This window comes from Faecalibacillus sp. (assembly GCF_047023275.1).
In the GTDB taxonomy this organism is placed as follows: domain Bacteria; phylum Bacillota_I; class Bacilli_A; order Erysipelotrichales; family Coprobacillaceae; genus Faecalibacillus.
In genome coordinates, this window is the sequence record NZ_JBKYAR010000012.1 from 16,088 (window position 1) to 28,691 (window position 12,604).

Sequence of the window (12,604 nt, forward strand, 5' to 3'; positions counted from 1 at the left end):
TAATATTTGTTTGAATGAAAAATGTGATGTTGTTATCTATAAAATTATTTTGAAAATAGTAGAAACAACAAAGAAAAATGAGTTTTCAAAAAAATAATTAACAGTTTATATCTTCTAAAGTTCAATGATATTAAATATGATATTATTTTTTCTCTATTTAATTAGAATTTATTACTAATATTTACCATGTGATAATTTTTTTAAAAGTATTAAAGGAAAATAACAAGATGGCAAAATATGAAAAAATTGAAGATGATTCAAAATTACCAATAAAGTTAATTCGTTTTATCAATGATATATCTGGTCCAATTGAGAAGCATTGGCATAATAGTATTGAAATTGTTGTTCCACTTTCTGGAAAAGGATTTGCGTGGATTGATGGAAAGACATATGAATATGAAGGAATGAATTTAAATCAGGGAGGTCATCGTGTATTTGTGATTAATTCTCAAAGTATTCATTCTTTTGAATCTTATGATGTTCCTATTCCTTATTATGGATATGCTTTACAAATTAATTATAAATTTCTAAAGAGTATTTGTCCTACAATAGATCAACTTTCTTTTATAGAAAGACCTGATTATCAATATTCAAAGAAAATAAAAGAAATGATTTGGCAATTAGATGAAGCTTATCTTTGTGAAAGTCATTATAAAAATGCTCTTATTATGAGTAAGTTATATGAGATTGTTTATTATTTATTAGAAAATATTTCTAATAAAAAAGAAAATTATATTGAAAATAGAAGTGTAAAAAATAAAAAGAGGATAACTGAGATTGTTAATTATATAGATCAACATTATCAAGATGATTTACATATTCAAGATATTGCTGAACATTTTTCTATGTCTGCAAATTATTTTTCTAGATTTTTTAGAGAAAATTTGAATACAACTGTCAAATCATATTTAACTACTGTGAAGCTTGTATATGTTAAAAAAGATTTATTAGAAACAGATCTTCCATTGATTGATATCGCAATGGCTAATGGGTTTCCAAATTTGAAATCATTAAACAGAGAATTAGAAAAAGATTGTCAAATGACTGCTACCCAATATAGAAAAATGATTAAAAAAAGTATTAATTATACAAATAGCACTGATTTAGATTGAATAGTTATACTTTATTACTGCGCAGAAGTGTCTTTTATTATTTTAAAACAATAAATTGCACTTAAAGTTAAAGTAGTAATTAATCCTGTAAATAAACTAATCAAAATGACATTGACATAAAGATAACGTGATAAAGTATATGTTAGAATGATTTCTAAAGTACATTCAATTATGGAAATGATAAACATGACTTTATTTTTATTTTTGGCTTGTAAAATTGTAGAGAGTGGTGTTTGTAAATAAAATAGTAAAAAAGGAAAAGACATATATTTTAATTGATGATAGCCACTTGTTGTGTTATAGAGAATTAATAAAGATTGTTTTGGAAAAAAATAGAAAATTAAAGTAAAAGGAAGGCCAATAAGAAAACAAATAAATAAAGCATAAAGTAAATGTAAAAAAGTATTATTTCTATGGTAATAAAGATCATCTGTGGCAATAGGCAAGTAGAGGCGATAGATAATCGTACAAAAGAAGGTAGGAGTCACAAGCATGGAGACGACATAGCCAGAAAGGATGGCATATTGGTCTTGGATAAAGTTTTGAGTTAAACCGAGTCGGGTCAAAACATGAATTAAAAGGATTGGCTCTAAAAAATTCATAAAACAATGGTAAAGCCGAGAACCAGTTAATGGTAATGAGATGTTTAAAAGATCTTTCATAATCAAGTTTTGTTTGTTGATGTTTTTTAAAGGAGCAAAAGAATATCTTTTACGACTTAAAAGAAGTAGATAGATAATTGACATCAATTCACCAAAACTCATTGATAGATAGGCTATTGTTACTAAAAAAGGTAAGGATGAACTCAAAGGATTTTTTAAAAATAAATAAGTAAATAAAAGTCGTGATGTTTCTTCAACAATTTGACTTTTAGCAATGACATAGACATGTCCTTTGGCTAAATAATAGTTTTTAATAATACCACTGATAGCAATTAAAGGGATAAAAATTAAAAAGGATAAAATGGGATATAGAGTATAATCATTTTTTAATAAAGAATGAGCAATAAAAGGGCTTAAAATAAAAAGTGTTCCACAAATAACAATGACAGAAAAAAAGGATAGAATAATTGCGGTAATAATGACTTTATAGTTTTTGTATTGGGGATGTGAAATTAGACGGAAAACAGCTGAAGGAATACCAACTTGTCCAAGTGTTAAACACAAAGAAAGCGTTGGCATAATGACAAGATATAATGACATGGCTTCTAAAGGAAGAAGCCTTGAAAGCAACATTCTATTTAAAATACTAAATATTTTAGAGATAGCTGAACTAGCAGAAAGAATGATGAATGAATTGATGAGTTTTCTTTTCATAAAAGACTTCCTTTATGTCGAATTTTCATCTATAATAGACGAAGTGGGAGTTGGTTTATCATGAATGAAAAACTGGATTATAAATTTGGTAAATATGATTTAGATTTTCTAATCAAATTAAAAGCTCATGAGTTTCGTAAGCAAAAGATAGATAATATATCCGAAAAAGAAATAAGAGATTATTTATTCAATATTAAATGGAAATCTCAAAAGAGTCTACCAATGTGTGACATTATTGATGATGTAATGAATTTACAATTTTCGGAAATTTTTGATTATTTAAGTATACAAGCAGTTAAAGAAGCAAGTACACTTGATTTAGCAGCATTTCAAGAATTCATTTCAAAATAGTTGGTAACAACTATTTTTTATTTAAGGAGATAATATGAACTGGGATATAAAAGAAATACATAACTATAATGAATATATGCAAAAGTATTCAATACATTCTTTACTTGCAAAGATTTTTGCACAAAGAGAATATAATGAACAAGATGTTCAAGGACATACTTCGAAAAGATTGATTTATCATGATTTTTCATTGTTTTTAGATGCGGATTTAGTTTTAGACCGTATACAAGAAGCTTTAGAAAATGATGAAAAAATATGTATTTATGGTGATTATGATTGTGATGGGATCTTGTCAACAGCCATTCTTGTTCAAGCTTTTTTAGAATTAGGGAAAAAAGTTGGGTATCATATTCCTAATCGCTTTGAAGATGGTTATGGACTAAATAAAGAAAGAGTTCAACAAATGTATGAAAAAGGGTATTCATTGTTGATTACAGTAGATAATGGTATTAAAGCTTATGAAGCTATTGATTTAGCTAATGAACTTGGTATTGATGTTATTGTTATTGATCATCATGACTTTGATGAATTGCCTGATGCCTGTGCTATCATTCATACAAAAATGTCGCCAGATTATCCGTTTAAAGAAATATGTGGTGGTTTTTTAGCTTATAAACTAGCCAGTAGTTTGCTAGGAAAACATGATAAATATTTGTTTTCTTTAGCAGCTATTACTACAATTTCAGATATGATGCCTTTAGTTGATGAAAATAAATCACTCGTTTTACGAGGCCTTCAATTTATGAATCAAGAAAAATATTTACAATTAGAACTGCTTATTGGTGAAAATCAAAAATATAATACAACAACCTTAGGGTTTAATATTGCTCCAAAAATCAATTCATTTGGAAGATTACCAGAACTTGTGAATCCTAATCATTTAGTTAAATATTTTTTAAAAGATGTTGATCAAAAATTTGCGATTCAAATTTCTCAATACGCTAAGAAAATCAATAGTAGAAGACAATCACTTACAAATGAACAATATAAAAATATTTTAGAAAACAATCCACAAGAAGAGTTTTTATACAGTTATAATCAAGAAGTTCACGAAGGAATTGTTGGTTTAATTGCAGGTAAATACACACACGAATTTCAAAAGCCAAGTTTTGTTATGAAATATGATGAAAAAAACGAAGTTTATCGAGGAAGTGCTAGAAGTATTGAAAGTATTCCATTAAATCAAATATTTGATGATTTAAAAGACTATTTTGTTCAATATGGAGGACATGCTTTAGCGGGTGGCTTTCAAGTAGCCAAAGATGAAGTTTTAACATTGAAAGAAGCACTCCATAGCTATTTAACATCACATACTTTTTCTAATGAAAAAGTTCTTGAAGGAATTCAAATTGAATTAAATGAACTTACTTTACCGGCTGTTAAAGAATTAGAATTGTTAGAGCCATATGGTCAATGTAATGAAGAAATGAAATTTGTTTTAAAAGATATTACTAATTTTACAAGTCGTGTATTATCTGATGGAAAACATTTGCGCTTTGACATTTCTTTAAATAAAGGTAATTTACAAGCACTTTATTTTAATTGTTCGAAAGAAATTGAGCAATTACAACAAAAAAAGACAATTTCTTTAATAGGAACTTTAAAAATTAATAAATATCTAAATACAGAGTCAATAAATATGATTATTGAAGATATGAAATAGTTTCCTTGATAAAAAAAGTTTGATATAATAGAAATAGGAGGAGTACATAAAATGGACTTTAAAAAATATATTGAAGATATTAAAGATTTCCCTGAAGAAGGAATTATCTTTAGAGATGTAACACCTTTATTAAAAGATAAAGAAGCTTATAAAGAATCAATTGACACATTCGCTAAATGGATCGATGGACTTGGAGTTCAAGTAGATGTTGTTGCTGGTCCTGAAGCAAGAGGATTTTTATTTGGATGTCCTGTTGCTTACAAAGTAAATGCAGGTTTTGTACCTGTTAGAAAACCAGGAAAATTACCAAGAGAAACAGTTTCAGCAAGTTATGATTTAGAATATGGAAAAAATGAAGTTCATATTCATGCTGATAGTATCAAACCTGGTGAAAATGTTGTTATTATTGATGATTTACTTGCTACAGGTGGGACAGTTGAAGCAACTATTCAACTTGTTGAACAACTTGGTGGAAAAGTTGTAGGAATTGCCTTTTTAATTGAGCTAGAAGCTTTAAAAGGTAGAGAAAAATTAAAAGACTATAATGTCTATTCAGTATTAACTTATTAAATAAAAGAGAGGAAACTCTCTTTTATCATATGAGGGGGTTATAATATGAAAGAGTTTAAAAAAGCTGGAGATAAAGTCACTATAGAAGATGTCTATGAATCATGTAGACGCTATATTACCAATGAAGATGATATGAAGCTGATTAAAAAAGCTTATGATTACATCATGGTTAAACACGAAGGACAAAAACGAAAAAGTGGAGAACCTTATACGATTCATTTGATTTGGGTTGCTTATATTTTATCAACATTACAAACAGGACCACTTACAATTACAGCTGGTCTTTTACATGATGTCATGGAAGATTGCAATGTATCGCGTGAAGAAATGATCAAAGAATTTGGAGAAGAAGTAACGACCCTTGTTGAAGGTGTTACTAAAATTTCTAAAATGCCATTTAAAGATGAAGCAGATTTTTATGCTGAAAATCATCGTAAAATCTATATCGCAATGGCTAAAGATATACGTGTTATCTTAATTAAATTTGCCGATCGTTTGCATAATATGCGTACATTACAATTTATGCCCCCAGAAAAACAAAAACGTATTTCTCAAGAAACTTTAGAAGTTTATACACCAATTGCTCACCGTTTAGGGCTAAGTGATATTAAAACAGAGTTGGAAGATCTTTCATTATCTTATTTAGATCCAATTGCTTATCATGATATTGCGCGACTTCTTCAAACAAAACAAGATGAACGTAAAGAATCTGTGGCGAAGATGATGGAAGAAGTTGAAAATTTATTAAAGGAAAATCATTATCAATATCGTATTTTAGGTCGTGCGAAATCTATTTATAGTATTTATAAGAAAATGTTTAAAAAACATAAACGTTTTGATGAACTTTATGATCTTTATGCACTCCGTATTATTTTACAAAATAAACTTGATTGTTATAGTGTTTTAGGATTGATTCATGATCATTATCGTCCAATTCCAGGACGTTTTAAAGATTATATTGCTATGCCTAAACCAAATATGTATCAATCACTTCATACTTCTGTTATTGGCGAAGATGGAAATACTTTTGAAATCCAAATTCGTACTGAAGAAATGGATGAGCTTGCTGAACTTGGGGTTGCTGCTCATTGGCGTTATAAAGAAGGCAAAGGTTATTCTGCCAAAGCGGAACAAAAAGAAATTGGAGAAAAACTTCAATGGTTACGAGAATTTATTTCTTTGTCAGATGATATCAAAGATGGCGATGCCAAAGAATATTATGACTCAATTTCTCGTGATATCTTTGAAGCGAATGTTTATGTTTTAACACCACAAGGAAAGATTGTTGAACTTCCTAATGGATCAACACCAGTTGATTTTGCTTACCGTATTCATACAGAAGTAGGACATCATACTGTTGGGGCTATTGTTAATAATGTCATGGTACCTATTGATACAAAATTAAATACAGGTGATGTTTGTGAAATTAAAACCAACAAACAATCTGCTGGACCAAGTGAAGATTGGTTGAAATTTGTAAGAACAGCAGGGGCACGTAATAAAATTCGTACATTCTTAGCAAAAAAAGGAGCAGAAACGAAAAAAGATACAATTGAAGATGGTAAAAAAATCTTAAAAGATGAAATCAAAAAACGTGGACTTGATGAAAAGAAATTTTTGGATCCAGAAACTTATAAAACGTATTTAGGAGCTTTTGGAGCAAGAAGTTTAGATGATATTTTCTATTTTATTGGAAAGAAAAATCTTTCAGTAGCAACACTTTTAGAAAAAGTAAATCCAAAGAAAACAGGTTTCTTTGATAACTTATCTAAAATCTTACAAAGAAATAATGAACAAAGAGAAAAATTAGAAAAGACAACATCTAATAATGGAGTTGTTGTTAAAGGTGTTTCAGGATTAAAGATTCAACTTTCTAAATGTTGTAATCCAATTCCTGGAGATCAAATTACTGGTTATGTTTCTCAAGGACAAGGAATCAAAGTTCATCGTGTGGATTGTCCAAATATTAAACAAAAAGAAATTCAAAGCCGTTTAATTGATGTTTATTGGGATTTTGCATCACTTTCTAATTTGAAATTTGATGCTGATTTACAAATTGATGGCTTAGATCGTACAAATTTATTAAATGATATTATTACGGTTTTAGGACAAATGAAAATCAATATTTTAAATATTCATGCAGATGCATCAGATGATGGTAGAGCTTTAATTAAATTAAAGATTGGTGTTGATGATGCTGAACATTTAAATCGTGCAATTGCTAATCTTGAACGTATTCAAGGAATATATGACATTAAAAGAGTTATCCACTAAAGATAACTCTTTTCAGTAAACAAAAAGTCTATCGTTTGAATAGACTTTTTATAATAAATGAATATTATTTTTTTCACATTCATCAATCATTTCTTGAGGCCAAATACTTGCTTGTACTTCACCGATATGAGCACGATTTAAAAGTAACATGCAAAGTCTTGATTGACCAATACCACCACCGATAGTGTAAGGTAATTCTTTATTGATAATGGCTTGATGATATGGAAGATTTAAACGATCTTCACAGTTTTCTTTCTTTAATTGTTCAACTAAAGAATTTTCATCAACACGGATTCCCATAGATGAAATTTCTAATGCACATTGTAATGGTTCATACCAAAATAATAAGTCACCATTTAATTTCCAATCATCATAATCTGGTGCACGTCCGTCATGTTTTTGACCGCTTTGTAAAATATCACCAATTTGCATAACAAAGACACATCCAAGTTCTTTACATGCTTTATTTTCTCTTTCTTTAGATGATAAATCAGGATATTGATTTTCTAATTCTTGTGCAGTAATAAAATGTACACGATCAGGTAAACGGTTCACAACATGAGGATATTTATACCAAACTTCATGTTCCATATGTTTAATAACTTTGAATATTTTGTTAACATGATTTTTTAATGTTGTAATATTACGATCTTCTTTTTCAATAACTCGTTCCCAATCCCATTGATCTACATAATAAGAATGTAAGTTATCAACTTCTTCATCTTTTCTGATGGCATTCATATTTGTATAAAGTCCTTCACGAACACCAAAACCATATTTTTTAAGTGCCATTCTTTTCCATTTAGCAAGAGAATGAACAACTTCGATATCATCATTTTCAAAACAATCAATTTGGAATGAAACAGGTTTTTCAACACCATTTAAGTTATCATTTAAACCACTGCTTTTTTGAACAAAAAGAGGTGCTGAAATTCTTTCTAACATTAAAGCTCTTCCAAATTCTTTTTGAAATGTATCTCGAATGTATTTAATTGCTTCTTGTGTTTGTCTTAAAGATAACACAGGATCATATTTTTCTGGAATGATGAGATTCATTTTAATTTTTCCCCCTTAATAATATGTATTATTTTATCATTTATCTAAAGATATGAAAGATAATAATAAAAAATTATAATTCATATAAAAAAATATCAGATGTATTCATTTGTTGTCAATCGCTTATCTTTTCTGTATAATAAGGAAAAATGAAAAGTAGGTGTAAATATGAGAAATCTAGAACATGTCAAACATGTTATTATAAAAATAGGTTCTACTTCTTTATGTAACGAAGATGGACAATTGGATAAAGAAAGAATTTTAAAACTTATCCAACAAATAGCAGTTTTAAAAAGAAAAGGTCTAAAAGTGACACTTGTTTCATCAGGAGCTATTTCTTCAGGAATGGGTGTTTTAAATTTAAAAGAAAAGCCAAAAGAAATTTCTAAAAAACAAGCACTTGCGGCGATTGGACAAGCACATTTAATGCAAATCTATGAAGATTTATTTTCTTTGTTTCATTTAAAATGTGCTCAAATATTATTAAATCATGATGATTTTGATCATCGTAAACGTTTGATGAATTTAAGTTATGCTTTATCTTCTATTTTAGATTATGATGTGATTCCTATTATTAATGAAAATGATACATTAGCGGTAGATGAAATCAAAGTAGGAGATAATGATACATTATCTGCCTTACTATTACCTATTGTGGATGCACAATTACTTGTTTTAGTTTCAGATATTGATGGACTTTATAATGATAATCCACATACTAATCCTGATGCTCAATTATTAAGTGATATTGAACTTGTGGATGATAAAATTATGAACTTTGCGAAAGATTCAAGTAGTCAATTTGGTACAGGTGGGATGGTAACAAAATTGCGTGCTGCAAAAATCGTTAATGATTATGGAGGAGATATGGCCATTGTTAATGGCAACAATGAAACAGCTCTTATTGATTTATTAGAAGGAAAACAAATTGGAACGTATTTTAGTGGAAAAGCTGGTCGTACTTTAAGTGCTAGAGATCATTGGATCATGTATCGAAGTTCTCCTAAAGGAAAGGTCATTGTTGATGATGGTGCATGTGAGGCTTTAAAAACACATACAAGTTTACTACCTAAAGGAATCAAAGAAGTTGAAGGTTCATTTATGCAAGGTAGTGTCATTGATGTTCTTTCTTTTAAAGGACAGTTAATAGCAAGAGGTATTACGAATTATTCAAGTGATGAGTTAAAATTGATTAAAGATCATCATAGTAATGAAATAGAAAGTATTTTACATTATAAAGATTATGATGAAGTCATTCATGCAGATAATCTAGTCATTAATAAGGGGTGAAATTATGATTAAGGAACAACTTAAAGAAGCTAAAAAAGCATGCCGTTTTATGCAAAATGTTAAACCAGAGGTAAAAAATAAAGCTTTAAAAAATATTTCTGAGGCATTAATTCAAAAAAGTGAATTGATTATTCAAGAAAATCAAAAAGATATTGCAGAAGCTAAAAATAATGGTATTAAAGAATCAATGGTTGATCGTTTATTATTAAATAAAGAACGTATTGAAGCGATGGCAAAAGATATTTTAAAAGTAATTGATTTACAAGATCCGATTGGAACGCTTGTAAGAGAAATTAAAAGACCCAATGGTTTAGTGATTCAACAAATTAGAATTCCTTTAGGAGTGATTGGTGTAATTTATGAATCAAGACCTAATGTAACAGTAGATATTGCCAGTTTATGTATTAAAACCAATAATGTTTGTGTTTTAAAAGGCGGTAAAGAAGCAATTCATTCAAATCGCATCTTAGTTCAAATTATAAATGAGGCCATTCAAGATGTTTTACCAGCACATACAGTTACTCTTATTGAAACAAAAAAACATGAAGAAACTTTAGATTTAATTCAAGCCCATGATTATGTAGATGTCATTATTCCTCGTGGAAGTGCAGGGCTTATTCAATATGTTGTTAAAAATGCAACTGTTCCAGTAATTGAAACAGGAGCAGGAATTTGTCATCTTTATGTTGATCAAGAAGCCAATCTTGATATGGCTTTAGAAATCGCAAAAAACGCAAAAATTCAAAGACCATCTGTATGTAATGCAATTGAAACGATTCTTGTTCATCAAAAAGTAGCACCAGAATTCTTACCAAAACTTCAAGAAATATTTAAAAATGTACAAATCTATGGTGATGAAAAAACAAGAAAAATCATAGATTGTCTAGAAGCTACTGAAAAAAATTATGCTACAGAATATGATGATTATATTTGTAATATAAAAGTTGTAGATGATATTGAAGAAGCAATTGAACATATTTATAACTATTCAACAAAACATTCAGAATCGATTATTACCGAAAATAAAGAAACAGCAAAATATTTCATGGAGTCTTTAGATTCGGCTTGTGTTTATCATAATGCTTCTACACGTTTTAGTGATGGAGGAGAGTTTGGTTTTGGTGCAGAAGTTGGTATTTCTACACAAAAGCTTCATGCCAGAGGACCACTTGGTTTACAGGAAATTACATCTACAAAATATATGATTTATGGAAAAGGACAAACTAGAAGTTAATGTCCTTTTTTTAATGAATAATGAATGATTGATTCTTCTAACTCTGAAATCATTTCTTTTAGTTGGTCAATAGGGTATGAAAAATTAGTTTTAATCCAGTAATCAATCATAGAAAAAGCCCCTTGTACACAGTATCTTGATAAGTATTCTATCTCTAATGAAATTTGAGATAAATGATATTTTTTAGACCAAGTTGTTTGATATTCGTTAATAAAAAATTCTTGCAATTTATAAAATAAGGAATTTTTTCTTGAAAAAATCATTTCACATAACTGTTTATTATCAATAATACAATTGAGAAGTAGGTCGTAGATTTCTATGTAATCAATATCTTTATTTAATAAATCGATGAGACCATTAAAAATATCTTTTTCATATGCGTCATATAAATCATAAATATCTTTATAATGACTATAAAATGTTGCTCTATTAATATTAGCTAAATCAGTTATTTCTTTTACAGAAATTTTGTTTAATTCTTTTTCAGTTAATAATTTTACAAAAGTTTTGTAGATTGCATTTTTTGTTTTTTGGTAACGACGATCTTTAGCCATCAGTAAGCCTCCTTATGTAGATTATAAAATAAGACAACACATAAAAAGTTACTGTTGTTTAAGCAACAGTATTTTTTTAAATGGTGGTCGTAAATGGTATATAGAAATTGTACAATGAAAGTAGATATAAAACAACACATGTTGTTTAAAAAGGAGAGGTATTATGAGAAAAAGAAATCAATTGTTAGATTTTATGAAATTTTTACTATCGATCTTTGTTATCACTATTCATTGTCAGCTATTCAAGGATTTTCAAAAAGATCTCTATGTGGGTTTTACAATGGGGTTAGCAAGAGTTGCTGTTCCGTTTTTCTTCGTTTCGTCGGGATACTATTACGCTAAAAAAGTAGAATCTAATAAACCAGTAAGAAACTACATTTTAAAATTGATTAAATTATTATTGATATATGAAGGTGTGGAATTCATTGTTATGGGATATTTTGTTTATCCAATGTATAATAATTTATTTTTGCTTTTGTTCAGGTGCTTAAGCGTAGGAATTACAGGTGCTTATTGGTATATTACATCTTTATTGCTTACATACGTGGTTGTAACACCTTTATGGAAAAGAAATAAAATGAGTATATGTATAGTTGTTGGGTTACTTCTATATTTTGTAGCAATGACAAATGATAGCTACAGCAGTTTGTTTTTAGGAACAAATCTACAAAAATTAAGTTTAATACATACACAAATATGGACTTGGCCTCAAGCTGGGCTAGGGGAATCATTGTTATTTGTTTCTATCGGTATGAAGATATATGAAACAAATAGACAAGATAGATGCAATATTTATATGTTAATTGTAAGTTTTATAATGTTGTTTTTTGAATCATATTTTTTACAATCAATGTCACCTAAGGATGCGAATTGTTATATTTCACTTATTTTTTGTGCACCTTTATTATTTATAGAATGTTTAAAAAAATTTAGAATTTCATTTAATACAGAATTATTAGGAAAAATTTCTATGTATATTTATATGACACATCCTATTGTTTTAGCAATCATATGTAATTTTGTTGTTTTTAATAATACGTTTTATAAGTTTTTTGTTGTAACTTTTGTAACACTTCTAATTAGTATAATTACATATCGATTAAAAAATAGAAGGATATTATAAATTAATTAGTGTACTAAATATATTGACATTAGTTAGTGCACTAATTATAATATTTAGTATA

At 28.2% G+C, this 12,604-nt stretch carries 11 protein-coding genes; 8 read left to right on the plus strand and 3 right to left on the minus strand.

What is annotated here, in order from left to right:
• Positions 1-227: 227 nt before the first annotated feature.
• Positions 228-1,112, plus strand: a complete 885-nt coding sequence (locus tag ACLVEP_RS05455) for an AraC family transcriptional regulator (protein ID WP_412583367.1) — start codon at positions 228-230, stop codon at positions 1,110-1,112.
• Positions 1,113-1,126: 14 nt separating this feature from the next.
• Here ACLVEP_RS05455 and ACLVEP_RS05460 read toward each other — a convergent pair whose 3' ends face one another.
• Positions 1,127-2,428: an oligosaccharide flippase family protein gene (locus ACLVEP_RS05460; RefSeq protein ID WP_412583369.1), complete on the minus strand. Its 1,302-nt coding sequence runs from the start codon at positions 2,426-2,428 to the stop codon at positions 1,127-1,129.
• Positions 2,429-2,488: 60 nt separating this feature from the next.
• Between ACLVEP_RS05460 and ACLVEP_RS05465 the strand changes: the two genes are divergently transcribed.
• From ACLVEP_RS05465 to ACLVEP_RS05480, 4 genes are read left to right on the plus strand one after another with little or no spacing between them, the layout of a single operon-like run.
• Positions 2,489-2,779 carry a post-transcriptional regulator gene (locus ACLVEP_RS05465; protein WP_270591472.1) on the plus strand — a complete coding sequence of 97 codons (291 nt, stop codon included), beginning with the start codon at positions 2,489-2,491 and terminating at the stop codon, positions 2,777-2,779.
• Between the two features lie 34 nt (positions 2,780-2,813).
• Positions 2,814-4,442 (plus strand): single-stranded-DNA-specific exonuclease RecJ, encoded by a 1,629-nt coding sequence (recJ, locus tag ACLVEP_RS05470; protein ID WP_412583370.1) that lies wholly within the window; start codon positions 2,814-2,816, stop codon positions 4,440-4,442.
• Positions 4,443-4,493: 51 nt separating this feature from the next.
• Entirely contained in the window at positions 4,494-5,012 is a 519-nt protein-coding gene (locus ACLVEP_RS05475) for an adenine phosphoribosyltransferase (protein ID WP_022001752.1), read from the plus strand.
• A 45-nt stretch (positions 5,013-5,057) separates the two neighbouring features.
• Complete coding sequence (locus ACLVEP_RS05480) at positions 5,058-7,286, plus strand: RelA/SpoT family protein (RefSeq protein WP_412583372.1); 2,229 nt, start codon at positions 5,058-5,060, stop codon at positions 7,284-7,286.
• 48 nt (positions 7,287-7,334) lie between these two features.
• Here the strand turns inward: ACLVEP_RS05480 and asnA are convergent, their stop codons facing one another.
• Positions 7,335-8,342: an aspartate--ammonia ligase gene (gene asnA / locus ACLVEP_RS05485; protein ID WP_412583374.1), complete on the minus strand. Its 1,008-nt coding sequence runs from the start codon at positions 8,340-8,342 to the stop codon at positions 7,335-7,337.
• Between the two features lie 168 nt (positions 8,343-8,510).
• Here asnA and proB point away from each other — a divergent pair, with 168 nt between their 5' ends.
• Positions 8,511-9,632: a glutamate 5-kinase gene (proB, locus tag ACLVEP_RS05490; protein WP_412583376.1), complete on the plus strand. Its 1,122-nt coding sequence runs from the start codon at positions 8,511-8,513 to the stop codon at positions 9,630-9,632.
• Between the two features lie 4 nt (positions 9,633-9,636).
• Positions 9,637-10,866, plus strand: coding sequence for a glutamate-5-semialdehyde dehydrogenase (locus ACLVEP_RS05495; protein ID WP_412583378.1), 1,230 nt, complete (start codon positions 9,637-9,639; stop codon positions 10,864-10,866).
• Here ACLVEP_RS05495 and ACLVEP_RS05500 read toward each other — a convergent pair.
• Positions 10,863-11,420: a TetR/AcrR family transcriptional regulator gene (locus ACLVEP_RS05500; protein WP_412583380.1), complete on the minus strand. Its 558-nt coding sequence runs from the start codon at positions 11,418-11,420 to the stop codon at positions 10,863-10,865. The two genes, ACLVEP_RS05495 and ACLVEP_RS05500, sit on opposite strands and share 4 nt — an antisense overlap.
• A 163-nt stretch (positions 11,421-11,583) precedes the next feature.
• Between ACLVEP_RS05500 and ACLVEP_RS05505 the strand changes: the two genes are divergently transcribed.
• Positions 11,584-12,543 (plus strand): acyltransferase family protein, encoded by a 960-nt coding sequence (locus tag ACLVEP_RS05505; protein WP_412583382.1) that lies wholly within the window; start codon positions 11,584-11,586, stop codon positions 12,541-12,543.
• Positions 12,544-12,604: the final 61 nt, after the last annotated feature.